At 67.7% G+C, this 23,422-nt stretch carries 27 protein-coding genes; 12 read left to right on the forward strand and 15 right to left on the reverse strand.

Annotated features, from left to right (window positions below; translation table 11 throughout):
• On the reverse strand, window positions 1-423 hold the full coding sequence (locus tag FPZ61_RS06675; protein WP_185464925.1) for a hypothetical protein: 423 nt from the start codon (window positions 421-423) through the stop codon (window positions 1-3).
• 105 nt (window positions 424-528) lie between these two features.
• Between FPZ61_RS06675 and FPZ61_RS06680 the strand changes: the two genes are divergently transcribed.
• From FPZ61_RS06680 to FPZ61_RS06690, 4 genes are read left to right on the forward strand one after another with little or no spacing between them, the layout of a single operon-like run.
• Window positions 529-1,071 (forward strand): SprT family zinc-dependent metalloprotease, encoded by a 543-nt coding sequence (locus FPZ61_RS06680; protein ID WP_185464867.1) that lies wholly within the window; start codon window positions 529-531, stop codon window positions 1,069-1,071.
• A 24-nt stretch (window positions 1,072-1,095) separates the two neighbouring features.
• Complete coding sequence (locus tag FPZ61_RS15510) at window positions 1,096-1,230, forward strand: hypothetical protein (RefSeq protein WP_255441432.1); 135 nt, start codon at window positions 1,096-1,098, stop codon at window positions 1,228-1,230.
• A gap of 50 nt (window positions 1,231-1,280) precedes the next feature.
• Window positions 1,281-1,826 (forward strand): hypothetical protein, encoded by a 546-nt coding sequence (locus FPZ61_RS06685; protein ID WP_185464868.1) that lies wholly within the window; start codon window positions 1,281-1,283, stop codon window positions 1,824-1,826.
• A 41-nt stretch (window positions 1,827-1,867) separates the two neighbouring features.
• Window positions 1,868-2,389, forward strand: coding sequence for a DUF1269 domain-containing protein (locus FPZ61_RS06690; RefSeq protein ID WP_185464869.1), 522 nt, complete (start codon window positions 1,868-1,870; stop codon window positions 2,387-2,389).
• 21 nt (window positions 2,390-2,410) lie between these two features.
• On the opposite strand, the gene FPZ61_RS06695 is transcribed toward FPZ61_RS06690, so the two are convergent.
• From FPZ61_RS06695 to FPZ61_RS06715, 5 genes are all read right to left on the reverse strand, one after another.
• On the reverse strand, window positions 2,411-2,980 hold the full coding sequence (locus tag FPZ61_RS06695; RefSeq protein ID WP_185464870.1) for a hypothetical protein: 570 nt from the start codon (window positions 2,978-2,980) through the stop codon (window positions 2,411-2,413).
• 91 nt (window positions 2,981-3,071) lie between these two features.
• A complete protein-coding gene (locus FPZ61_RS06700; protein ID WP_185474784.1) occupies window positions 3,072-3,707 on the reverse strand; it encodes a chorismate lyase in 636 nt (211 codons plus the stop codon).
• Window positions 3,708-3,788: 81 nt separating this feature from the next.
• Entirely contained in the window at window positions 3,789-4,748 is a 960-nt protein-coding gene (locus FPZ61_RS06705; RefSeq protein ID WP_185464872.1) for a hypothetical protein, read from the reverse strand.
• 11 nt (window positions 4,749-4,759) lie between these two features.
• A complete protein-coding gene (gene mnmG, locus FPZ61_RS06710) occupies window positions 4,760-6,748 on the reverse strand; it encodes a tRNA uridine-5-carboxymethylaminomethyl(34) synthesis enzyme MnmG (protein WP_185464873.1) in 1,989 nt (662 codons plus the stop codon).
• Window positions 6,749-6,752: 4 nt separating this feature from the next.
• The gene (locus FPZ61_RS06715; RefSeq protein WP_185474785.1) at window positions 6,753-7,568 is read right to left on the reverse strand and encodes a sterol desaturase family protein; all 816 of its coding nucleotides are present in this window, start codon (window positions 7,566-7,568) and stop codon (window positions 6,753-6,755) included.
• A 70-nt stretch (window positions 7,569-7,638) separates the two neighbouring features.
• On the opposite strand from FPZ61_RS06715, the gene FPZ61_RS06720 reads away from it, so the two are divergent.
• Window positions 7,639-8,502, forward strand: coding sequence for a transglutaminase family protein (locus FPZ61_RS06720; RefSeq protein ID WP_185464875.1), 864 nt, complete (start codon window positions 7,639-7,641; stop codon window positions 8,500-8,502).
• Between the two features lie 132 nt (window positions 8,503-8,634).
• Window positions 8,635-8,808 carry a hypothetical protein gene (locus FPZ61_RS06725; RefSeq protein ID WP_185474786.1) on the forward strand — a complete coding sequence of 58 codons (174 nt, stop codon included), beginning with the start codon at window positions 8,635-8,637 and terminating at the stop codon, window positions 8,806-8,808.
• 100 nt (window positions 8,809-8,908) lie between these two features.
• Here FPZ61_RS06725 and FPZ61_RS06730 read toward each other — a convergent pair whose 3' ends face one another.
• From FPZ61_RS06730 to FPZ61_RS06745, 4 genes are all read right to left on the reverse strand, one after another.
• The gene (locus FPZ61_RS06730; protein ID WP_185464876.1) at window positions 8,909-9,469 is read right to left on the reverse strand and encodes a hypothetical protein; all 561 of its coding nucleotides are present in this window, start codon (window positions 9,467-9,469) and stop codon (window positions 8,909-8,911) included.
• 55 nt (window positions 9,470-9,524) lie between these two features.
• On the reverse strand, window positions 9,525-10,991 hold the full coding sequence (gene dnaB / locus FPZ61_RS06735) for a replicative DNA helicase (RefSeq protein WP_185464877.1): 1,467 nt from the start codon (window positions 10,989-10,991) through the stop codon (window positions 9,525-9,527).
• A gap of 112 nt (window positions 10,992-11,103) precedes the next feature.
• Window positions 11,104-11,562 carry a 50S ribosomal protein L9 gene (rplI, locus tag FPZ61_RS06740; RefSeq protein WP_185464878.1) on the reverse strand — a complete coding sequence of 153 codons (459 nt, stop codon included), beginning with the start codon at window positions 11,560-11,562 and terminating at the stop codon, window positions 11,104-11,106.
• Window positions 11,563-11,640: 78 nt separating this feature from the next.
• Window positions 11,641-12,579 (reverse strand): fatty acid desaturase, encoded by a 939-nt coding sequence (locus tag FPZ61_RS06745; protein WP_185464879.1) that lies wholly within the window; start codon window positions 12,577-12,579, stop codon window positions 11,641-11,643.
• A gap of 55 nt (window positions 12,580-12,634) precedes the next feature.
• Here FPZ61_RS06745 and FPZ61_RS06750 point away from each other — a divergent pair, with 55 nt between their 5' ends.
• Window positions 12,635-13,396 carry a hypothetical protein gene (locus tag FPZ61_RS06750; RefSeq protein ID WP_185464880.1) on the forward strand — a complete coding sequence of 254 codons (762 nt, stop codon included), beginning with the start codon at window positions 12,635-12,637 and terminating at the stop codon, window positions 13,394-13,396.
• Here FPZ61_RS06750 and FPZ61_RS06755 read toward each other — a convergent pair.
• A complete protein-coding gene (locus FPZ61_RS06755; protein ID WP_185464881.1) occupies window positions 13,366-14,319 on the reverse strand; it encodes a fatty acid desaturase in 954 nt (317 codons plus the stop codon). The genes FPZ61_RS06750 and FPZ61_RS06755 overlap by 31 nt on opposite strands.
• 229 nt (window positions 14,320-14,548) lie before the next feature.
• On the opposite strand from FPZ61_RS06755, the gene FPZ61_RS06760 reads away from it, so the two are divergent.
• The 4 genes from FPZ61_RS06760 to FPZ61_RS06775 all read left to right on the forward strand — a co-directional run bounded on the left by FPZ61_RS06760 (window position 14,549) and on the right by FPZ61_RS06775 (window position 19,821).
• Window positions 14,549-15,835 carry a methionine gamma-lyase family protein gene (locus tag FPZ61_RS06760; protein ID WP_185464882.1) on the forward strand — a complete coding sequence of 429 codons (1,287 nt, stop codon included), beginning with the start codon at window positions 14,549-14,551 and terminating at the stop codon, window positions 15,833-15,835.
• Window positions 15,836-15,888: 53 nt separating this feature from the next.
• On the forward strand, window positions 15,889-16,278 hold the full coding sequence (gene gcvH / locus FPZ61_RS06765; protein ID WP_185464883.1) for a glycine cleavage system protein GcvH: 390 nt from the start codon (window positions 15,889-15,891) through the stop codon (window positions 16,276-16,278).
• 57 nt (window positions 16,279-16,335) lie between these two features.
• The gene (gene gcvP, locus FPZ61_RS06770; protein ID WP_185464884.1) at window positions 16,336-19,365 is read left to right on the forward strand and encodes an aminomethyl-transferring glycine dehydrogenase; all 3,030 of its coding nucleotides are present in this window, start codon (window positions 16,336-16,338) and stop codon (window positions 19,363-19,365) included.
• A 141-nt stretch (window positions 19,366-19,506) separates the two neighbouring features.
• Window positions 19,507-19,821, forward strand: coding sequence for a hypothetical protein (locus FPZ61_RS06775; RefSeq protein ID WP_255441433.1), 315 nt, complete (start codon window positions 19,507-19,509; stop codon window positions 19,819-19,821).
• 60 nt (window positions 19,822-19,881) lie between these two features.
• On the opposite strand, the gene FPZ61_RS06780 is transcribed toward FPZ61_RS06775, so the two are convergent.
• From FPZ61_RS06780 to FPZ61_RS06790, 3 genes are all read right to left on the reverse strand, one after another.
• Window positions 19,882-20,109, reverse strand: a complete 228-nt coding sequence (locus FPZ61_RS06780) for a hypothetical protein (RefSeq protein WP_185464932.1) — start codon at window positions 20,107-20,109, stop codon at window positions 19,882-19,884.
• Window positions 20,110-20,228: 119 nt separating this feature from the next.
• On the reverse strand, window positions 20,229-20,771 hold the full coding sequence (locus tag FPZ61_RS06785) for a DUF924 family protein (protein WP_370593346.1): 543 nt from the start codon (window positions 20,769-20,771) through the stop codon (window positions 20,229-20,231).
• 5 nt (window positions 20,772-20,776) lie between these two features.
• On the reverse strand, window positions 20,777-21,487 hold the full coding sequence (locus FPZ61_RS06790; protein WP_185464886.1) for a pirin family protein: 711 nt from the start codon (window positions 21,485-21,487) through the stop codon (window positions 20,777-20,779).
• Window positions 21,488-21,960: 473 nt separating this feature from the next.
• On the opposite strand from FPZ61_RS06790, the gene FPZ61_RS06795 reads away from it, so the two are divergent.
• Window positions 21,961-22,842 (forward strand): formate/nitrite transporter family protein, encoded by an 882-nt coding sequence (locus tag FPZ61_RS06795; RefSeq protein ID WP_185464927.1) that lies wholly within the window; start codon window positions 21,961-21,963, stop codon window positions 22,840-22,842.
• A gap of 107 nt (window positions 22,843-22,949) precedes the next feature.
• Here FPZ61_RS06795 and cynS read toward each other — a convergent pair whose 3' ends face one another.
• Window positions 22,950-23,390, reverse strand: coding sequence for a cyanase (cynS, locus tag FPZ61_RS06800; RefSeq protein ID WP_185464887.1), 441 nt, complete (start codon window positions 23,388-23,390; stop codon window positions 22,950-22,952).
• Between the last annotated feature and the right edge of the window lie 32 nt (window positions 23,391-23,422).

Genomic DNA, 23,422 nt, shown 5'->3' on the forward strand with positions numbered 1-23,422 from the left:
TCAGGCCGCGGCCAGCTTCTGGATCCGGTCCACCCGCCAGGCGTCCTCCACCTTCACGAAGGTGAAATCGAGCGGCAGCTCGTCCTTCGCTTCCGACTTCAGTTTCACCGTGAGGATGATCTGGCCTTCCTGCAGCCGCGGCCGGCCGGATTTGAGGTTGCGGTACTTGTTGAGTTTCAGTCCGGCCAGAAAGCGGATGAACTGCTGCCGGTTCACGTGCGAGCGGTAGTTCTTGGTGGTGAGCAGGTAGGCGCCATCGATCTGGCCCGAGGCCACCTGGGTGAAGAACTGCTTGAGCAGCGGGTTGATGCCGCGGGCGCTGATCACCAGGCGCACAGCCGTGTAGGTCCAATACAGGAGCAGGGCCCCAGCTCCGGCCAGCAGGGCCTTGGTGCCGATCGTTTGGGCCAGACCCCAGTCCATCGTCTGCATGTGCGCGTTCAGGTTGCAGAGTCTGACCGACAGCCCTGCCGCTTCGGTGGCGAACGCCCCACACTGGGCGCACGGTTGGCCCCACACATCTGCGGCATGCCCCTGGCACCCCTGTTGCCTCTGTTCCATCGCCTCGACCGGGAGCATTTCGGTGGGGCCCTGGCTCCGGGCGGACGCCCCCTGCTGGAGCTGCGCTGGAGCGACGGGCGCATGAGCCGCACTGCCGGTCTCTACCGCCGCGGGCGCCGACGTGATGGCTCGGCCCTCTGCGAGATCGTGCTCTCAAGGCCGGTGCTGGCGCCCCTCCCCGCCAGTGCCACCCTGGGAACGCTCTGCCACGAGATGATCCACGCCTGGATCGATCGGGTGCTGCAGGTGCGTGAGGTGCACGGTCCCCAGTTCCGCGCGGCCATGGCCCGGATCAACGCCGTCCAGGGTGAGTTCGAGGTGAGCCTGCGCCACCACTACCCCCTGCCGCTGGCCTCGTCCCCCTGGATCGCCCGCTGCCCCTGCTGCGGCGTCAGCGCTGCCTACCGCCGCCGGGTGCGGGGCCTGGCCTGCCGGCTCTGCTGTGAGCGGCTGCATGGCGGCCGCTGGGACTCCAGCTGCGCCCTGGTGTTCGAGCCCCGTGCGGCCTAGGGTTCCGCCAACCGGGCTGGGCCCATGGATCTGTTCCTCTGGGTGCTTCAGGGCGGTGGAGTTTCGATTGCCCTGCTGGGACTGGGCCGGGAACGCCGCATGCGGGCGCATCGCCTCGGACATCACGGCCTCACCCCCCGGCCGGCGTCTGGCCGCTGAGCGGCCGTTAAGGTCGGATCACAGCGGTTGCGATGGCACAGGCGAGCGCCATGAACGGTTCGGGTGATCCTTCCCGCCGGGGACGCCGCCGAGCGGGCGGCTCCCTGGACCAGTGGATGTCGGCGGGACGGCAACTTGTGGATGGCGTGGCCGGGGCTCGCCCGGGCTCGCGCTCCCAGACCCGGGGTGGCGAGCGTCGCGCCGGCGGCCGTCCGGGCCTGGAGGGTCTGGGCCGCTGGGTGGAGAATCGCATCGATTGGTTCCTCGAAGGCGATGACGACTGGACGGAGCCCTGGCAGGAGCGGCCTGAAGGGCCGGCGCCATGGTCGTCGCAGCCGCAGCCGCAGCCGCAGCCGCAGCCGCGGCCTCAGATGCCGGCGCCGGCCCCGCGACCGGAGCCGGCAACCCGCCGGCCTCTGGAGGCCATCTCCCGCCGGGCCTCCCCCCTGCTGCCCCCTGCTCCAACACCGGAGCGCCAGCCACCACCGCAGCAGCCACCACCGCAGCAGCCGCCATCGCTCCAGCCTGAGTCCTCAGCTCCGCTCACGGCCGGGCGGCCACTTCCCCGCTCCAGCCGGCGTCCCCGCCGGACCTGAAGCCCCTAGCCTGAGACCCTGTCCGACACACCCCAGCGTCCATGAGCAACCTGATCGTGGTGGGTTTCCCCAAGGTTGATGAGGCCGAGGCCGTGCGCAAGGAGCTGGTCAACATCCAGCAGGAGCATCTGATCTCCCTGGAAGACGCCGTGGTGGTCGAGCGCGATGCCGATGGCCAGGTGCACCTGCGCCAGGCCATCAACCTCACCACCGCCGGGGCCCTGGGGGGAGGCTTCTGGGGATCGCTGGTGGGGCTGTTGTTCCTCAACCCCCTGCTCGGAGCCGCCGTTGGCGCTGGCGTGGGAGCGGCCTCGGGTGCGCTCAGCGATCTGGGCATCAACGACGGATTCCTGCGGGAGGTGGGCGAAACCCTGCCCAAGGCCAGTGCCGCCCTCTGTCTGCTGGTGCGCGATGCCACGCCCGACCGGGTGGTGGAGCGCCTGCGCAGCTTCGCGCCCCATGCCAAGCTCCTGCGCACCAGCCTCAGTCACACCGACGAGGCCCAGCTGAACGACCTGCTGGAGCGCAGCCGCAAGCAGGCCGAGGCCCTGCGCCTGAGCTGAGCCGCCCGGAGGGGCGATGGTTCAGTGGCCGCGGCGGACCCGGCTGCGGCCCGGGCTTGTCTGGCGGTGGTGCTGAGGGGTCGGCTGGGACCTGGTGGCGTGGTGAACCACCTGGAAGTCCCAGCCCTTCTCCTGCAGCTGGCGGTTCACGGGTCCCACCAGCTCCTGGGGCAGGTCTTCGGCCATCTGCTCCGCCGAGGTGCTGATCGAGGGAGAGCCCTGTTTCAGGGCCCAGAGCAGTTCCGCCCACTGCTCGATCAGGCTGGACTGCTTTGGCCGGCGCGGGGAGGTGCCTTCAAGGGCGGCCTGACAGCCCGCCTGTTGCCAGAGCGTGGCGCGGCCCCGGTGCAGCCCCTGGCCGCTGGGCCGGGCCAGGCCCAGGTGCAGGGCCTTGTCGCTGGGGCTGCCATCGAGCTCACGCAGTCCGGCCCGGATCAGCTGGCGGCCACAGCTCACGGCGGAGAGACCGAGGGAGCGCCCCAGGTCGGTGAGGGAGAGCCACTGATCGCCGGCCCAGGCGGCTGTGGAGGCTGCGGCCGGGGCTTGGGTGGAATGGTGATGGCCTGGGTTGCCAGGGGAGGTGGTCGTCATCGTCGGACAGGTGGAGCCAGTGCCGCCATCCTGTTCAGGATCGGCAAAAGCGCAAGTTGTCAAGTGGAAACCGCCACAGACCGTCAGGACTTCATGAAACTTTATGGAGATCTGCGTCGTGCTGGCTCGGGCCCAGCCAGCGCTCCAGCGCCGGGGAGAACACTTCCCGGATCACGGTGAGTTCACGTCCCTGGCGGAAAAAGCGGTAGTGGCGGCTCCAGAAGGGCCCCTTGGCCGCGAAGCCCTTCTCCAGCCATTCGGCGTTCACCCGGGCCAGTCCATCCACCTCCCGGAACAGCTCCACCCGCCCACTGGTGAGACTCAGCCAGATCGGCCGCTGCCGGTCGCGCAGGTGTTCCTCAGCCTCGGCCTGGTTCCACCAGCTCTCGGCCCAGGCCAGGGCCTGGCCATTGCAGCGCAACCACACCTGGCGCCGCAGCAGGGGAAGGGCCAGCTCCGCCACTTCGGCGGGGCGACCCCGGGGAGCTTCAGGGTCGCCCCCGGAACCCGTTGGCTCAGGCTCCGGCCCCATGGCGATCAGCTCGATCGTCATCGGTTCGCCCGTGAGCAACTGCAGATGGCGGGTCGGGCTCCCATCGCCCAGCAGCAGGAGCTTCCAGGGGCCGCTGAGCTGGCCTCCGGCCCTTGCCTGGAGCACCTCGGTGATCGGGGCTTCCCAGAGCGGCGTCGGTGAGACCCATGGCCTGGTGAGCAGGGAGTCAGCCATCCGCCTGAACTGGGTTGGCCCACGTTAAGGAGCGCCAATGGGCAGCGGGACGGTTGGAGGGCGGGAAGACCGCTCTTTCCGTCAGAAGCCTCCGCTGATGCTCACCCGCTTCTGCTGGCCGTTGCGCTCGATCACCACGGAGTTGCCGCTGGCTGAGCTCAGGCGCCAGCCGGTGGAGCCGATCGCTTCCCCCACCGATGCACTGGTGGAACTGCCACCCATCTGGAAGATGGCGGAGCCGCTCTGGCCAGGCACCTGCACGACTCCCACCAGCTCGGGGTCCCCTCCCTCGGCACCTGCGGGCTGACCGCCGCCGCTGGAGGGGCCTGAGCCGACGGAGAATCCAGGCTCAGGGATCACGGGGGCTGGCGGGGCGCCACGGGCGATGGTGCCACTGACCGGCACCCATAGCGGCTCGGCGGAGGAGGCACGGGACGCACCCTCCAGAGGCGCCAGTTCCTGGACCCAGGCTTCCTCGGGAGGCGGCGGCGGCAGCCCGTCGGCGCTGCCATCCAGCGCTTCGCCAATGGGCTGAGCCGTGGCTGCGGCCGTCGCTCCCGGCTCGGCTTGCCCCACGGGGCCCAGTGAGCGCAGCCGTTCCAGCAGCTGCAGCGTGCGCTCCTGTTTCAGGGCGAGGCTGGCCTGGGTCCAGCCGCGCCACACCACCAGGGTGCCCCCCACTCCCACCACCGAAAGGGCTGCCAGCAGCGCCAGCAGTGGACGTGGCAGTGGCAAGCGGCCTGCCGCTGGCGCCGACGTTCGGCGGTGGTGGGGGGCACGGTTGGCCGTACGGCCTGCCCTCAGGCGTGGCGGTTCGTCGTGCACCACCACATCGATCGGTGCCGGATCGGAGCTGGGGCTGATTCCCAGAGTCGGCTCCGGCTGATAGGGATCGCGGATGTATCCCTCCAGGGTCGGCCGTTCCCCCGGATGGATCCCCAGGCCCGGCAGGCCAGTTGAAAAAACCCGGTCCATCACCTGCTCGGCTTTCAGCTCCCAGAAGGCCCGGGAGGAGGAGATGGCGTGCGGGTCACTGCCCATGGCAGATGGGCTCAGACCTGAAGTGCGGAGATCGTACCCATTGTTTTCCGTTTCGACAAACGCTCCTCTTCCCCGGCCCGCCGCCGCCGCAGCTCCAACCAGAGCAGCAGGGCCGTCACATCGGCTGGGCTCACGCCTGGGACACGGGAGGCCTGTCCGAGGTTGATCGGCCGCACGGCGGTGAGCTTCTCGCGGGCTTCCCTGGAGAGGGTGGCGATGGCGGTGTAGTCGATGCTGGAGGGGATCGGTCGCTCATGGTGTCTGCGCACCTGCTCGATCTGCTGCTGTTGCCGCGCCAGGTAGCCGCTGTATTTGAGATCGATCTCGGCACCCTCGCGCACAGCGGCAGGCAGGCCGGGATCGGCCAGGCCATGCTCCACCAGATCGCTGCTGTGGAAGCCTGAGCGGCGCAGCAGGTCGGCCAGGGTGATCGATCCCTTGATCGGCGCCCCCGAGCGGGCGGCCACCGCCGGCGCCACCGGGTCACTGACCTTCAGGCGCACCGTTTCGAGGCGTTGCTTCTCGGAGGCGATGGCGGCCTGCTTGGCCCTGAACAACCCCCAGCGGCGGTCATCGATCAATCCCAGGTCCCGGCCCATGGGGGTGAGACGTCGATCGGCGTTGTCGCCCCGCAGCACCAGGCGGTATTCGCTGCGGCTGGTGAGCACCCGGTAGGGCTCGCGCAGGTCCTTGGTGATCAGATCGTCGATCAGGGTGCCGATGTAGCTGCCTTCGCGGGGGAAGTGCACCGGGTCCTGGCCGCGCAGCATCCGGGTGGCGTTGAGCCCGGCCACCAGGCCCTGGGCGGCGGCCTCCTCATAGCCGGTGGTGCCGTTGAGCTGGCCGGCGCTGAACAGCCCCTGCAGCCGCTTGGTCATCAGCGAGGGCAGGCACTGGGTGGCCGGCAGGTAGTCGTACTCCACGGCGTAGGCGGGCCGCAGCATCACGCACTGCTCCAGGCCGGGCAGGGTGCGCAGGAGCTCCAGCTGAAGCCGCTCCGGCAGGCCGGTGGAGAAGCCCTGGATGTAGAGCTCAGGGGTGTCACGGCCCTCCGGTTCCAGGAAGATCTGGTGGCTCTCCTTGTCGGCGAAGCGCACGATCTTGTCTTCGATCGAGGGGCAGTAGCGCGGGCCCTTGCTGTCGATGAAGCCGCCGTAGATGGGGGTGAGGTGGAGGTTGTCGCGGATGAGCTGGTGGGTGGCGGCCGTGGTGCGGGTGAGGTGGCAGGCCATCGGCTCACTGCTCACCCAGGCGGCTGGATCGAAGGAGAAGTAGCGGCCCTCCGCATCACTGGGTTGCTCCTCGAGCTGATCGAGCGCCACGCTGCGGCGGTCCACCCGGGCGGGTGTGCCGGTCTTGAGGCGGTCGGTGTGGAAGCCGAGATTCCGCAGGGCCTCGGTGAGCCCCTCGGCGGCCTGCTCGCCGGCGCGGCCGGCGCTCATCGACTGGTTTCCCACCCAGATCTGGCCCCCCAGAAAGGTTCCGGTGGTGAGGATCACGGCCGGCGCGGCATAGACACTTCCGAAGTAGGTGCGCACGCCGGTGATCCGGCCCACCGTTTCGTTGCCGCCCTCCGTGGGGTTGCCCCCCTCCAGCTCCACCTCCAGCCCCGTGACCATCGCTTCGCGCAGGTGCAGGTTGGGGGTGTGCTGCAGCAGCTGCAGCATCTGGCGGGCGTACTGACGCTTGTCGGTCTGGGCGCGCAGGGCCCAGACGGCAGGGCCGCGGCTGGCATTGAGCACCCGTTTCTGCAGGGTGGTGGCGTCGGCGAGGCGGCCGATCACGCCGCCGAGGGCATCCACCTCATGCACCAGCTGGCTTTTGGCCGGTCCACCCACCGCGGGGTTGCAGGGCTGCCAGGCGATGCGATCGAGGTTGAGTGTGAACAGGGCTGTGGAGATTCCCAGGCGAGCCGCGGTGAGCGCTGCTTCGCAGCCGGCATGGCCGCCGCCGACCACGATCAGCTCAAAGGTTTCCGTGGGGGCTGCGCTGAAGGCCATCGCTTCAATGTATGGCGCCCAGATCGCTGCGGGGAGCCACGGCCGCGGCGTAGTCAGGGTCTTCCGTGCCGCCGATCCGGTCCCAGAACGTGAAGTAGAGGCCGAAGTGCACGCCTTGGTGGCGGTGGTGGAGCGAATGGTGGGCCGGGCCTATCACCCAGCGGCCCAACCAGTGGTGGGGAAAGCGGCGGGGCAGGTGATCGAGGCCAAGGTGGTTCACGATCGCCCAGACCGTCATGGTGCTCAGCACGGCCATCAGGGGGACCGGGTGCAGCGGCACCACCACCACCACCGCCACCATCACCAGGGCCTGGAGGATCGCTTCGGGGGGATCGAAGGCGAAGGAGGTCCAGGGGGTGGGTTGGCGGGTGCGGTGGTGGCCGTGATGGCACCAGGCATAGAGGGTGTGGTGGTGGAACAGGCGGGGGGTGGGGGAATAGAGGGCGTCCTGCAGGATCAGGACGCTGACGTAGCTGAGCCCCAGGTACCACCAGCCGTAGGTGTCCGGCCTGGCGTAGAAGCCGGTGAGTCCATGGCTGTGGAGCGCCAGTACGCCTGCGGTGGCGAGGGCGAAGACGGCAGCGGAGAACACCGAGAGGCGGATGTCGTCGCGGATGCCTTGGGCGCCGAGGTTCGACTGCCGTTGATCGGGTTCAGCTTCTGGAGAGGCGGAGCGTGCATAGAGCCACCACCAGGATCCACCAGCCAGCAGAAAGTAGCGTCCCAGGATGATGCCGAAGAACGCAAGTCCATAGAACGCGAAGGAACGATTCCCAAACGAACGGATCACCGTTTCGGTGTCAATCTGTGCGAAGGGCATGCCTTGGTATTCCTTTTTCCAGCGTCTGCGCCCACTCTAGGGACGCCGCACCGCCGAAGCCATCACGGCCATGCAGCGCTTTCGCATCCTGCACCGCACCCTCTACACCTATGGAGCGGCGGTGAGGCTCGAGCCCCATGCGCTGCGGCTGCGGCCCAGGGAGGGCCATGAGCTGCGCATCGAATCCTCCAGCCTGCGGATTTCTCCGCCGGCCACGCTGCGCTGGCATCGGGATGTGGAAGACAACTCGGTGGCAATGGCCAGCTTCTCCAGCCCCGCCGCCGAGCTCCTGATCGAAAGCGAGCTGGTGGTCCAGCAGTACCACCAGGAGCCCCTGGATTTCCTGGTGGACGAAGAGGCGGTGTTGTTCCCCTTCCGCTACAGCGCTGAAGACAGGCTGTTGCTGGCTCCCTACCGCCAGGAGGGGGGCGTCAGAGGTGGGACGCTGCTGATGGATTGGGTGGCCGGGGTTCATCGCGGCGCTGAGCGGATGGAGACCTATGCCCTGCTGGAGCGGATCAGTGCACGCATCCACAACACCCTGCGCTACCAGCGGCGCGAAGAACCGGGCGTGCAGACGGCTGAGCACACCCTGGCTGCCGGCTCCGGCTCCTGCCGCGACTTCGCCACCCTGTTCATGGCGGCCACCCGGCAACTGGGTTTTGCAGCCCGCTTCGTGAGCGGCTACCTGCACGATTCTGCCGCGGTCGATGGCTCCACCCACGCCTGGGCGGAGGTGTACCTGCCAGGAGCGGGCTGGACCGGCTTCGACCCCACGATCGGCGCCCTTGCCGGTCCTGACCACATGGTGGTGGCTGTGGCTCGCCACCCTGAAGCGGTGCCGCCGGTGGAGGGGGCGTTCGTGGGGCCATCGGGATCGACCCTCAGCGTGGGGGTGTGGGTGACGGAGCTGGAGGAGCCTCTGATCCGGTGAAGGTTGTGGGATGGGTGTCCATGCGGCTGCTGCGGGCAGGAGTCTCCTATGGGTCTCTGGTGCTGCTGGCCGGCTTCCTGCTCGGCACGGTGCGGGTTCTCGCTCTGGAACCCCGCTTTGTGGTGTGCCGGTTTGCCCTGCCTCCGGCCCCTGGGCCACGCCTGCTCTGCGGTGGCTCCCCTGCGCGGCCTCAGCCTGGTGCAGGCCATCACCGCCCGTGATCCGGTCTCGGGCAGCGCCTACGTCGTGGCCCTCGGGCTGATGGGGGTGATGCCCTGGCTGCTCACCAGGTGTCGAGGCGCGTGAGCGCCGCTCGAAGCAGGCTGCGGGCTCTCGAGCAGCTCCACATGCTCCTGTTCATGGGGATCGTTGCGGGCCACGATGGCCACGGCCGGCTCGCGGCTGCTCAGAACCCGATCCGGATGCGGCGGTGATTCAGCTGATTGGTCACGGTGGCGTCCACTTTCCCCTTGACCGTGGCGCCGACATCGCCGCGCACCCTGGCATCCACATCACCGGCCACCTGGGCGCTCACCGCGCCACTGACCGTTGCCTGAACGGGACCCTTGACGGCAACGCCGATCCCGCGGCTCAGTTCAGGTACGTTCACAGCCAGGGGCGTGGCCAGCCCGACAGGTTCGGCCATCGTCACGTTCGCGGTGATCGGAATCGTTTTGATCGGAGCGGTGCGGATCGGTTCTGCAATCTTCTCGACCACCAGAGGCGTCTGAATCGAGCCCACATCCACCTGGGCCGACACCGGCATGGGGCGCTCCATCACCAGCTCGATCTTGATCGGCTCCTGCAGGACCCTGCCCAGGGAGATCGCCCCGATCCCCACGGCGGCCACCAGGGCGACGGGCCAGCGCAGGGCCAGCACCCAGCCCATCGCTGTCTGGGAACGGTCGTCGGGACCTTCGGCCCCCTCGCGGGGCAGCCTGGTCTGGTCGGTTGGGGGCTCGCTCATCGGCTGGAGGGAATTCTGGCGCCCATGTTGAAGGCCTTCCGCCCTCGCGCGAGGTTCAAGGTGCCGCCAGATTCCGGAAGCGGGTGAACTGGGGCTCGAACAGCAGCTTCACCGTGCCCACCGGCCCGTTGCGGTGCTTGGTCACGATCACTTCGGTGATGCCCCGGTCGGCCGTCTCCGGGTTGTAGTACTCGTCGCGGTAGATCATCAGCACCAGGTCGGCGTCCTGCTCGATCGAGCCCGATTCGCGCAGGTCGCTGAGCATCGGGCGTTTGTTGGTGCGGCTCTCCACGCCCCGGCTGAGCTGGGAGAGTGCCATCACCGGCACGTTCAGCTCCCGGGCCATGCCCTTGAGCCCCCGCGTGATGCGGGAGAGCTCCTGCACCCGGTTGTCGGGGGTGGAGCCCTCCATCAGCTGCAGGTAATCGATCACGATCAGTCCCAGTTCCTTGCCCTGCTCCGCCATCAGCCTCCGGCAGAGGGAGCGCATCTCCAGCACGCCGGCATTCGGCTTGTCGTCGATGAACAGCGGCAGCTGGCCGAGGGTGTTGATGCCCTGCCCCAGCAGCGGCCATTCCTCCTGCTGCAGCCGGCCGGTGCGCAGCCGGCCGCTCTCGATGCCCACCTCCATCGACAGCAGCCGGTAGGTGAGCTGCTCCTTGCTCATCTCCAGGGAGAACACGCAGACCGGCAGCTGGTGGATCTGGGCCACGTTCTTGGCGATGTTGAGCACGATCGAGGTCTTGCCCATCGCCGGGCGGCCGGCCACGATGATCAGATCGCTGCGCTGCAGGCCCTGGGTGATGGCGTCGAGGTCGTAGAAGTTCACCGGGATGCCAGCCACCGAGGTGCCGAGGGAGCGGCTCTCGATCTCGTTGAAGGTGCTGGTGAGGATTTCGGCGGTGGGGGTGAGCCCCACGGAGGGTTTCTCCTGGCTGATGGCAAAGATCTGCTGCTCGGCCTCGTCGAGCACCAGCTCCATCGGCTTGGCCTGATCGAAGCCGAGCTTGATCACCTCGTTGCCTGAGCGGATCAGCTGGCGCCTGAGGTATTTGTCCATCACCAGGCGCGCCACCTGGTCGATCGAGGCGGTGCTGAGCGTGCGCTCCACCAGCTCCACCAAGCGGTTGCTGCCGCCCACCTTCTCCAGCTGCCCGGTGTCGGCCAGCCAGGCAGCCATGGCCGTGAGGTCGGTGGGCTTGCCCTGGCCGTGCAGCATCAGGGCGGTGCGGTAGATCTCCCGATGGGCGCCCAGGTAGAAGGCCTCCGGGCGCAGCACGTCGGCGATGCGGCCCAGGGCGTCGGGGTCGAGCAGGATGCCGCCCAGCACCGCCTCCTCCGCCTCCAGGTTCTGGGGCGGCACCTGATCCGGCAGGGCCTCGAAACGGGCCTCGTCCTGGTCCCGGCCGCGGCGGCGAAAGGCCGGAGTCAGAGCGGCGGGGGGCGCTGGTGGCGCGCTCCCCTCCCCGGCGCTCGCTCGATCGGGGCCTCCTTCAGGGGCTGGCAGGGGAACACTCACCATCGGCTGAGGCTAGGCCCGGGTCTGGCCGCCGACGGTGTGCGAGGCCGCCAAACAAAACGCCGGTCCCCAGAGGGCCGGCGCTGAATTTCAAAGCGGCTGGTCAGGGCCTGGTTCAGTGGCTGACCACTTCCAGGTTGATCTCAGCGGTGACCTCGGGATGCAGCTTCACCTGCACCTTGTAGGCCCCGGTGCGGTGGATCTCGGGCACCGAAATGTCGCGGCGGTCGAGTTCCTTCTTGGTGGCTGCTTCGATCGCTTCGGCCACATCGCCGTTGGTCACGGTCCCGAAGAGCACGTCGTCGCCACCGGTCTGTTTCTTGACGGTGAAGCGCCCGATGGTGGCTAAGGCCGTGCGGAAGGCTTCGGCTTCCTGCCTCAGGGCCGCCTGGCGCTCGGCTTCCTTGGCCCGGCGGTGCTCCACCTGGCGCAGCACGGCGGGAGTGACGGGAACGGCCTTGCTCTGGGGCAGCAGGAAGTTACGGGCGTAACCGGGAGCAACCTCCACCAGGTCCCCCTGGTTGCCGAGGCTGTAAACGTCCTCGCTGAGGACGACGGAGACGCGCTTGGCCATGGAGACGGAACGGCGGGAACAAGGGATCGGGCAGGGGGCGCCGGCTCGGCGACCCGCATCCTGAGGCGATCAGCGATCCTAGATCACAGCTTGCGGCGCCTGCTCGGCGGCGGCAGGCAGGCGCACCTGGGTCGCCAGGCCCAGGGCCTGCAGCAGGCGGATGTGCTGCCAGGTGAGGTCGAATTCGCGGCGCCCGAATCCATGGCGGGCCGAATGGGGGAAGGCGTGGTGGTTGTTGTGCCAGCCCTCACCGAACGTGAGCGCCGCCACCCAGGGGTTGTTGCGCGACTGATCACCGCTGGCATGCGTGACATAGCCCCAGCAATGGGTGGCGGAATTCACCAGCCAGGTGCAGTGGTAGAGCACCACCAGGCGCAGGGGGATTCCCCAGAGCACCAGGGCCCAGCCGCCGGCGCCGGTGGCGGTGCCGATCCAGAACAGCAGCAGGGCCACCGGGATCTGCAGCAGCAGGAAGTTGGTGTTCAGCCAGCGGTAGTAGGGGTCACGAGCCAGATCACCGGTGAGGCGGGGCACCGCGGCCATCGCCGGGATTTCCTCGAACATCCAGCCCATGTGGCTCCACCAGAAGCCCTTGTGGCTGTTGTGGTGGTCAGCGTCGGTGTCGGAGAACTTGTGGTGGTGGCGGTGCAGACCGGCCCAGTCGATCGGACCGTGCTGACAGCTGAGCGCGCCGCAGGTGGCGAAGATCCGCTCCAGCCACTGGGGAACACGCAGGGCCCTGTGGGCCAGCAGGCGGTGGTAGCCGAGGGTGACCCCCAGGCAGCCGGTGATCCAATAGAGCACCAGCATGCTGGCCACGGCCGGCACGCTCCAGAACTGGGGCAGCAGGGCCACCAGTGCCAGCCCGTGGACCACGGCCATGAAGCCGATGGTGGCCCAGCGGGCCCCCTCAGGAGCCGAGGGGGTGGGTTCCCCGCGGCGGGGACGGTGCAGCCTCTCGGCCCGTGAGAGGGAGGGCGCCGGGGCAGAGGCGGGTCGCCGAACGGTGGCGGTCATGTGGGCTGGTTCCTGATCAATCTTTTAAGATGGTAGCAGTTCGGATTCGTATCAAGTGGGGTATCAGGCTGAAATCGAATCAGGGCGCGAAGCGTTTGCGTATCTGATCAGGGCCTGGCATGAGCGCAACGGCTGGTCCCACCGCGTCCTGCCTGGTCTGGCGGAGGCCCTTGATCTCGGCCGTGTCCACAACTCCCAGGTGTCGATGCTGCGCAACCGCAAGCTCGCCTCCCCTGGCCCGGAGGTGTTCCTCGCCCTCGGTCGCATCAACCAGTGGCTGGCGACCAGCGATGGCGGCCAGGGGCTCTCGCTCTCCGGTCATCCCGACCTGATCGAGGCCCTCGGCCAGGGGTGCCAACCGTTGTTGAGCGACAGCGGAGTTCCACTGGGACCGGGTGATCTGCTGGAGATCTTCGTGGGCCTCGTTCCCCCGCCGCGGGCCTTCGATCTGCGCATTGCCGAAGCTGAGGCCGCCGGCCTCAGCTTCGCCCTGGCGGAGCTGCTCTGCGCCGGCCGGCCCTGGCGGCTCTGCCGCGACCAGGTGCTCTCGGCCTATCCGGTCGCGAAAGGCCAGCGCAGGGAGCGCTTCGCGGCCGTGATGAGCGGCCAGCGCGACTACAGCGCCGCCGAGCTCGACACCGAGCTGATGGATCTGCACCGCACCCTGGTGGGCCTGGGGGGGAGCGCCGAGCAGGAGATCAGCGCCGACCGTTTCCTGGAGGTGCTGCGCAACAAAGCCCACCTGCAGCACCGGGCTGGCCGGGAGGATCTGGGTGAGGCGATCCGTCAGGAGCTGGTGGCCGAGGGCAACGGCTGACCCACGTGGGCCACCCGGATGCGTTTGGCCAGCCCCAGGCTGCGCAGCACCTTGATGTGCTGCCAGGTGAGGTCGAACTCGAACCAGCGCAGACCGTGGCGAGCACTGGCCGGGTGAGCGTGGTGATTGTTGTGCCAGCCCTCCCCGAAGGAGAGGATCGCCACCCACCAGCAGTTGCGGGAGAGGTCGGGGCTGTCGAAATTGCGGTAGCCGAAGGCGTGGGTGGCGCTGTTCACCAGCCAGGTGACGTGGTACACGATGGCCAGCCTCAGGGGAATGCCCCAGAGCACAAGGCCGAGACCGCCGCCAGGCACGCCGGCCCGCTCGCCGTACCACCAGAGAGCGGCTCCCAGGGGCACCTGCAGCAGAAGGAACCAACGGTCGAGCCAGCGGTAGACGGGATCACGCTGAAGGTCACCGGTGAAGCGATCCAGCTGGCGCACCGCCGGAATGTCGTGCAGCATCCAGTCGCTGTGGCTCCACCACAGACCGCGGCCGGCGTCATGGTGATCGTTGGGCTGGTCGGAATACTTGTGATGGTGGCGGTGCAGCCCCACCCACTCGATCGGCCCGCTCTGACAGGCCAGGCTGCCCATCAGCACCAGGGTGCGTTCCAGCCACTTGGGAGCCACGAAGCTGCGGTGGGCCAGAAGGCGGTGCAGTCCAAGGGTCACCCCCAGCACCGTGGTCCAGTAGAGGACCGCCAGTACCACCACCGCCTGCCAGCTCCAGAAGCGAGGCAGCAGGGCGAAGACGGCACCCACGTGGATGGCCAGCATGAAGGCTGTGGTGCCGAACTTGTACTTGCGCTGGCTGGGGGGAAGGGGCTGACGGCGTCCGCTCACCGAAGCGCGGATGGCGGCTTCCTGGTGCTCGGCGGCATGGCCCCGCAGAGCCTGGCCGGCAGCCCCCACCTGGGGCAAAGCGGAAGCTTGATCTGAGGCGGCAACCAAATGAACTCTCGCGATGGTGGCGCAGGCTCGAGTTCGCCATCTCCCCTGCGGCGGGTGATCCCGTTGCAGGGAACCCATCAGGCTGAGTTGCGACCTTGACCTGGGATGCCGGCCGTTATGTAGCCAATGCATCGGGTCGAAATCTAGCGGCGTGGCGATAGCCCGCAGGCAGCATGGCGGCAGGAGCCGGTTTCTGGCCATGGCGACAACGGCAATGAGCGCTGGTCCCCACGCCGGCTGGGCCCGGGAGCGGGTGGCCGCCGCCGCCGAGCGGATCGCTCCGGTGGCCGATGCCCGCACCGCGGCGGTTCAGCCGGCCCTGGCGCGGGTTCTGGAGGCCTTTGCGGCCGAGCGGCTCGGCACCCACCACTTCGCCTCCGTCAGTGGCTATGGCCATGGCGATCTGGGCCGGGAGGTGCTCGATCGCGTCTTCGCGCGGGTGCTCGGAGCCGAGGCGGCTGCGGTGCGCCTGCAGTTCGTGAGTGGCACCCACGCCATCGCCGCGGCCCTGTTCGGCGTGCTGCGCCCCGGTGATCGCCTGCTCGCCCTCACCGGCCGCCCCTACGACACCCTCGAGGAGGTGATCGGCCTGCGGGGCCGGGGCCAGGGTTCCCTGGCCGAGTTCGGCATCCACTACGACGAGCTGCCGCTCACGGCCGCCGGGGCTGTGGATGAGGACGGCCTGGCTGCGGCTCTGGCTCTGCCCACGCGCATGGTGCTGATCCAGCGCAGCTGCGGCTACAGCTGGCGGCCCTCCCTCAGCCTGGAGACGATCGCCGGTCTCTGCGAGCGGGTGGAGGCCCTCCGGCCCGGCTGCGTTCGCTTCGTCGACAACTGCTATGGCGAATTCGTCGAGCCCCTGGAGCCTCCGGCGGTGGGCGCCGACCTGATCGCCGGCTCGCTGATCAAGAACCCCGGCGGCACCATCGCCCCCACCGGCGGCTACGTGGCCGGCAGGGCAGAACTGGTGGAGCAGGCCTGCTGCCGACTCACGGCCCCGGGCATCGGTGGGGAGGGCGGCACCGGTTTCGATCTCCATCGCCTGCTCTTCCAGGGGCTGTTCCTGGCGCCTCAGATGGTGTCCGAAGCGCTGATCGGTGCCGAACTCACCGCCGCGGTGTTCAGCGATCTCGGTTGTGCCGTTCAGCCCAGGGTGGGGGATCACCGCAGCGATCTGATCCAGGCGGTGCGCTTCGGTGCTCCCGAGCCGCTGATCCGGGTGTGCCGTGCCTTTCAGTCGTGCTCGCCGGTGGGCAGCTACCTGGATCCGGTGCCCGCGCCGATGCCCGGCTATGCCAGCGAGCTGGTGATGGCCGGCGGCAGCTTCATCGACGGCAGCACCAGCGAGTTCTCCGCCGACGGCCCCCTGCGCGAACCCTATGTGCTCTTCAGTCAGGGCGGCACCCATCGCAGCCACGTGGCCCTGGCGCTGGAGCGGGCCCTGGCGGCGCTGGGACCAGACTCCCTTCCCTGCGGCACTCCCTGAGCGGGGTGGCCCCTCGGGAGCCACACTGGGACTCACCCGTGTTTCGGTCCGCGATGGCCCTCCAGGTCCCCGACGACTGCCGCTACGCCGACAGCCATGAGTACGTGCGCCCCGAAGGGGAACTCGTGCGGGTGGGTGTGAGTGCCTTCGCCGTCGACCAGCTCGGCGACATCGTTTTTGTGGAGCTTCCTGAACCCGGCAGCGTGCTGGAGCGCGGCAGCAGCTTCGGCACGGTGGAATCGGTCAAGGCCGTCGAGGAGCTCTACGCCCCGATCAGCGGCACGGTGGAGCTGCGCAACGAGGCGGTGCTCTCCAGCCCCGAGGAACTGCAGAACGATCCCTACGGAGAGGGTTGGTTGCTGCTGGTGCGCCCCAGCGACCCCGCCCAGCTCGACGATCTGCTCCAGCCCGCCAGCTACCGCTCGAAGCTGGAAGGCTCCTGACGCGGGTCAGCCGGGTAGAAGTCCCTAGGATCCAGCCGCTAAATCGGGTGTGATGGCGTGAGCGTCGAGTGCAGCAGCCCCAGCGCCCCGGTTGACAACTCCCAGGAGTTCTCACCCTTCCTGGAACGCCATCTGGGCCCATCACCGGCCGAGCAGGCCCTGATGCTCGAGCGGGTGGGTTGCGTCGATCTCGAAGCCTTCGTGGCCGAGGTGGTCCCAGGCGAGATCCTGATTCCGCCTGCCGCCGCCGCCCAGAACCTGCCCAGGGGCGTGGGGGAGGCGGAGGCCCTCGCCGAGCTGCGCGGGATTGCGTCGCTCAACCAGGTGAGCCGCAGCCTGATCGGCCTGGGTTACTACGGCACCGCCACCCCGGCCCTGATCCAGCGCCATGTGCTGGAGAACCCCTGCTGGTACACCGCCTACACCCCTTACCAGGCGGAGATCGCCCAGGGGCGCCTGGAGGCCCTGCTCAATTTCCAGACCCTGATCAGCGAGCTCACCGCTCTGCCCATCGCCAACGCCTCGCTGCTGGATGAGGCCACCGCAGCGGCCGAGGCGATGTCCCTCAGCGCCGCCGCCTGCCGACGCCCCGAGGCCCGCCGTTTCCTGGTGGATGATCAGGTGTTTCCCCAGACGCTGGAGGTGCTGCGCACCCGCGCCGAACCCCTGGGGATCCTGATCGAGACCTTCGATCCAGCCAGGTTCGGCGCGGCCGGGGCCACCAGCGGCGATCTGACCTTCGCTGACGATGTCTTCGGGGTGCTGCTGCAACTGCCCGGCAGCCGAGGCCGTCTGCTGGATCCCACGCCGGTGATCGAGGCGGCCCACCGAGCGGGTGCCATGGTCACCGTGGCGATCGATCCCCTGGCCCAGGTGCTGCTGGCGCCCGTGGGCTCCCTCGGTGCCGACATCGCCGTGGGCAGCAGCCAGCGTTTCGGGGTGCCCCTGGGCTTCGGCGGGCCCCATGCCGCCTTCTTCGCCACCACCGAGGCCCACAAACGTCAGATTCCCGGCCGCCTGGTGGGCCGCTCGCTGGATGCTGAGGGCCGGCCGGCCCTGCGCCTGGCCCTGCAGACCCGAGAACAGCACATCCGCCGTGACAAGGCCACAAGCAACATCTGCACAGCCCAGGTGCTGCTGGCGGTGATGGCCGGCTTCTACGCCGTGCATCACGGCCCGGAGGGACTCACTGCCATGGCCCGGCGGGTGCTGCGGCTGCGTGCCGCCCTGGTCCTGGGGCTGCGCCGCCTCGGCTTCCAGCCCGAGGTGGCTCCGGCTTTCGGCACCGTCAGCCTGCTCACGGTTGATGCCGCAGCGCTGCTGGAGAAGGCGGAGGCCGCTGGATTCAACCTCCGGCCGCTGACTGCCCCGGACGGGTCGCTGGAGGGGGTGGCCCTCAGCCTCGATGAGCGCAGCCATGCCGCTGAGCTCGATCAGCTGCTGGCGGTGTTCGCGGCCTGCTCCGGCCCCCGGGGAGCTGCTTCTGCCTCTGTTCCTTCAGCCACCGCCTTGCTGGGGGAGTTGCCGGGCGACCGGGATCTGCTGGAGGGGCTGCCCCTGCGCCAGGGTCCCTGGCTCCGGCAGGAGGCCTTCCAGCGCTACCGCAGTGAATCCGAACTGCTGCGCTACATCCAGCGCCTGGCGGCCCGCGATCTGTCGCTGGTGCACGGGATGATCCCTCTGGGGAGCTGCACGATGAAGCTCAACGCCGCCGCCGAGCTGGCGCCGGTGAGCTGGAGCGAGTTCGCCGACCTGCATCCACTGGTGCCTCCCTCCCAGGCCCTGGGCTATGCCCGTCTGATTGCTGATCTCGAGGGTTGGCTGGCCGCGATCACCGGCTTCGCCGGCGTGTCGCTGCAGCCCAATGCCGGTTCCCAGGGGGAATATGCGGGCCTGCTGGTGATCCGGGCCTGGCACCGCAGCCGCGGCGAGGACCACCGCGACGTCTGCCTGATTCCCACCAGTGCCCACGGCACCAATCCGGCCAGCGCCGTGATGGCGGGTCTGCGGGTGGTGCCCGTGGCCTGCGATGGGCAGGGCAACATCGACCTGGAGGATCTGGAGGCCAAGGCCCGGACCCACGCCGCCTCCCTGGCGGGGGTGATGGTCACCTACCCCTCCACCCACGGGGTGTTCGAGCCCGGCATCCGCCGCCTCTGCGATGTGATCCATCGCCATGGTGGCCAGGTCTATCTCGACGGGGCCAACCTCAATGCCCAGGTGGGCCTGGCCAAGCCCGGCCTCTACGGAGCCGATGTCTGCCACCTCAACCTGCACAAGACCTTCTGCATCCCCCATGGAGGCGGTGGCCCCGGGGTGGGGCCGATCGGGGTGGCCGAGCACCTGGTGCCTTTCCTGCCGGGCCAGGCCCGGGGCATCGGTGCGGTGGCGGCGGCCCGCTGGGGCAGCGCCGGCATCCTGCCGATCAGCTGGATGTACATCCGCATGATGGGTGGTGCCGGCCTGCGCCAGGCGAGTGCCGTGGCCCTGCTGTCGGCGAACGTGATCGCCGAGCGACTGGAGAACCACTACCCCGTGCTCTTCCGTGGACCGGGCGGGCGGGTGGCCCATGAGTGCATCCTTGATCTGCGGCCGCTGAAGCGCAGCGCCGGCCTGGAGGTGGATGATCTGGCCAAGCGCCTGATGGACTACGGCTTCCATGCCCCCACGGTCAGCTGGCCGGTGGCCGGCACCGTGATGGTGGAGCCCACGGAAAGCGAATCGCTCGCGGAGATCGACCGTTTCTGCGAGGCCCTGATCGCGATCCGCGTCGAGGCCGCGGCGATCGAATCAGGGCAGGTGGATCCCCTCGACAACCCTCTCAAGCGCTCGCCCCACACCCTGGCGGCCATCACGGCCGATCACTGGGGCCGTCCCTACAGCCGGCAGCAGGCCGCCTTCCCCGCGGGCGAAGGGCAGCAGGCCACGAAGTTCTGGCCGGCGGTGGCCCGCATCGACAACGCCTACGGCGACAGGAACCTGGTCTGCACCTGCCCATCGGTGGAGGAGCTGGCGGCGGCCCTACCCCTGCAGGCCCCTCCTGAAGGGGTAGCCACCGCACCAGCCCTGGCTGGTCAAGGGCGTTAAGATCCGGCCAACTACAGCAATCCAAAGGTTTTCTTCCGAAATCAAGGGTTGCTTCTTTTGATTGATCTGCAGGAAATGCGCCCGGAAGCTCCGGATGCGGCCCTTCCTTCGATCCGCCCATTCGCTTCGCCGACCCCCTCCATGAACGGCAACAACGACGACAGCTCCGGTCCCGCGGCCATTCGTCGCCTGGTGAAGGCTGACGCCCAGGCGGCCAGCCAAGCTGGGCCTCCGTCAAGGCAGGGGCCATCCCTTCCCGCGCTGACCACGGCGCTCTCCAAGTCCCACGATCGTGGGGAGATCTTCCGGGAAGAGGGCACCAATGTGCTGAGAGTTCCCTTCGGAGTGCTGCAGGCCAAGCGTCATCGCCGTGAGCGTCCGGAGCGTTGGGCCACCCTGGTCTTGCCCTTTCAGTCCGGCGGTGGTCCAACCCCCACACCACCTCAGGCAGCCTGAGGGTTGGGGGCTGGGGCCCTGGCTGGAGCCAGTGCCACTGGGTCCTCAGCTCACCTCTGCTCAGGCTGCCCGGGTGAGGCGCCAGTCCACCAGGGCCTTGACATCCGCCAGGGAGCTGGCGGGCGTGCGGAAGGGCAGCACCGGCATCGGACTGCGCTCGGGTCGCACCAGCCAGGTGAGGTCCGCCTGGGGCATCAGCACGAAGCCGCGATAACGCACGATCCAGCGCTTGGGCTCGAGGTCGGGAACCACGCGAAGGGCAGGGGCGTAAGGGTCGTGGGTTGGCATGACCAGGCGCGCATCGAACGGTCGATGACCATTGCAGAGGCAGGCCTGCGCCGGAGCAGCATCATGTGCTGCCTTTCGAGTAAACGGTCATGATTTTTCACTGACGAATGGGGGCGCTCTCAGAAGCGGGAGCCCGGCTGCTGCAGAAACGCCAGTTCCTCGGCGCTGGAGGAGCGCCCGAGGGCTTCGTTGCGGTGGGGGAAGCGACCGAAGCGGGCGATCACATCCCGATGGCGCCTGGCGAATGCCGTGGTCGTGTCATCGGTGAAGCGCTCGAACGGTCCCAGGCTCTGGTCCTGGATGGAGAGGTCTTCGCTGTGCATCAGAGGCATCAGCCAGAACTGACGCCGTTCGCGCATGGGTTCGGCTTCGACCCAGCCCTTGGCGAGGGCCCGCCGGCTCAGCTCCAGGGCTGCGGCATCCCCGGCGAAGGCCCCAGGCTGCCCGCGCCGGAGCTGCCTGGGCAGCTGATCGAGCAGCAGCACCAGCGCCAGGGCTGACCCAGGCTCGTCGGCCCACGCCTGCAGCTCCCCGGCCAGGGCCCGCTCGCACAGTGCCCCGAAGCGCTCACGCACCTGCTGATCAAAGACGGGATCCTTGCGGAACCACTGGCTCGGCTGGCATTCCTCGAACCAGAAATGCAGCAGATCGTCGGCGCTCATCCCGCTCATGCCAGCTCGAACAACAGCAGATCGGTGCCGGCAGCCCTGGCGGTGAGCCGGTCGGATCCGCCAGCTTGGAAACCGAGGCCATCACCAGAGCTCAGGGGCTGGGACTGCCCGGAGCTGCTCAGCTCCACGGCGCCCTCGATCAGCTGCAGCCAGGCGTGACGGCCACTCGCCACGGGTAGTTCGAGGCTGTCGCCTGCGCCTGGCTTGGCTCGCCACAGCCGAACCGGCCGGTGGATCGCCATGGCCCCGTCCGTCTGCTGGGGGTCGAGCAGCAGGGTCCACTGGTCGTCGACGGTGAACGTCTTCTGCTCATAGGCCGGTTCGATGCCGCGGCTTGCGGGTTCGATCCAGATCTGCAGCAGCCGGCAGGGGCGGTCGGTTTCGTTGACCTCGCTGTGAACCACCCCAGTGCCGGCACTCATGCGCTGCACCTCCCCCACCCTCAGCGCAGCGCCGTGGCCCATCGAATCGCGGTGGGTGAGCTCCCCCTCCAGCATCACCGTGATGATTTCCATGTCCCTGTGGGGATGCATTCCGAAGCCACGCCCCGGCGCGATCGTGTCCTCGTTGATCACCAGCAGGGGGCCGTAGCCCACCCAGGCGGGGTCGTAGTGGTGGCCGAAGCTGAAGGTGTGCCGGCTCTCGAGCCAGTCGAGACGGCCATGGAAGCGCTCAGCCGCCGGGCGAAGAACCGTTTGAGTGTTCATGGTTGCAGGGGAGGCAGGAATGCGAAGGCTGCCGTTGAAGTCGGGGTTCCATGGTCTAATCCTCTGCACCCGGCGCGGCGGGGCTGGCAGTGGGGTTAGCCGGTCCCTGGCTGGGAACGGCCCGGCCCGGTCTCTGCCGGTGGCAGCGATGGTGGATTCAACGAGTCACCGCAGCTGAGGCTCACAGTCCAAGGGCGGACCATGTCATCAGATACACACCTCGTAGCCGCTGTTACCGAAGACGAGCGGTGTCTGTGGATTAATTATTTATATACAAGCGCGCATTTTTTTGAAGCGCTTCTAAGCATATTGCGTTTCATTCGCCCTCCCTGGCCTTTGCCAGCGCAGGCGAATTGGGCTTTTTGCCGACCAGCATCCAGCGGGTGTCCCCCGTTCAGCTCATCTCAATCATCTGCCGTCAAGCTGTTTCACGGCTTTGTCGGGCCAGTTCAACCACAAACGTCAGCAAATCCATGGACTACGTATTACCAAACGAGCTCGTCGACGGCATGATTCTTGCTGGGGGCAAGAAATCCGGGGTGAGCATCAAAAACCTTCTGCTGCGAGGTTTTTATTCCGGATCTGTCCTTGGTTTGGCTTTGTGCCTTGCTCTGACCATCATGGTCCAGACCGGGATCCCCTGGATTGGCTCTCTCATCTTCCCGTTCGGATTCGCCAGCATCGTGCTGTTCGGCATGGAGTTGGTAACCGGCAACTTTGCCCTTCTTCCGATGGCGGTATGGGCCGGAAAGACCACCTGGAGCAAAACCTTCCGCAACTGGATCTGGGTCTGGATCGGTAATTTCCTCGGTACTGGCCTGGTGGGCATCCTGTTTGCCATCAGCCTGACCAGTGGCGGCACTGCGGATCTGGCTTCAGGTACAGGTGACTGGGTCGCCGTCGCCAACAAGATCATTGGACTGAACAAGGCCAACGTGATCGTGAAGTATCAGAATCTTGGAGCCCTGGGCTTCTTTCTGGCTTTTCTGCGCGGAGTCATCGCCAATTGGTTGGTGTGTCTCGGCGTCACCATGGCCCTGGTCAGCAAGAGTGTGCCCGGAAAGATCCTTGCCTGCTGGCTGCCGATCACGGCCTTCCAGGCCCTTGGCATGGAGCACATCGTGGTCAATATGTTTCTGCACACAACTGGTCCAATGCTGGGCTCCGGCGTGAGCTTCGCCCAGGTGGCCTTCTGGAATTATCTTCCCGTGACGATCGGCAACATCGTTGGAGGGATGGTCTTCATCGGAATGCTCTTCTACAGCACGCACCGCTCGCCGATCAGCAATGTGCTGCCACCTCAGCATGATGAAAAACTGGAGAGGGAGCTGGCCGCCGAGCTTGGAGCTCGCTGATCGCAGCTTCATCAAGGGATCTGGTCTCACCCCGTAGGCATCGATCATCAAAAAGGCCGGGCAGTGTGAAGCTGCCCGGCTAGTTTCATGAGAGCTTGTTCAAGCCGTTACCACTTCTTGTAGGGCAAGAACTTCCCAGACATCGTGATCTGGACGCGATCGCCGGATGGATTCTCCTCTTTGTCCACCTCAATCGTGAAGTCGATAGCACTCATGATGCCATCTCCAAACTTCTCCTGAATCACATCCTTAAGAGGCATTCCATACACCTGCATGATCTCGTAGAAGCGATAGATCAGCGGGTCGGTCGGAATCACTGGATCCAGGGAGCCCTTCGTGGGATAGTCCTGAATGGCCGCGGTCGTGGTGGCATCCAGGCCAAGAATCTCGGCCAGCTGAGCTGCTTCCTCTGGCGAGGCCGTAGCCTGCCCGTGGAAGAGGGACGCAATCCAGACTTCGTCGCGCCCCAGAGACTGCTCGAGCTGGGCGAAGGTGATGCCCTTGGCCTTTTTCGCCGCCATCAGAGTGGCAGATAATGAGGCTGACATTCGAAAACGAAATCGTGAGTGCCCCTCCAGTG

The organism is Synechococcus sp. BSA11S, assembly GCF_014224355.1.
In the GTDB taxonomy this organism is placed as follows: Bacteria; Cyanobacteriota; Cyanobacteriia; order PCC-6307; family Cyanobiaceae; genus Regnicoccus_A.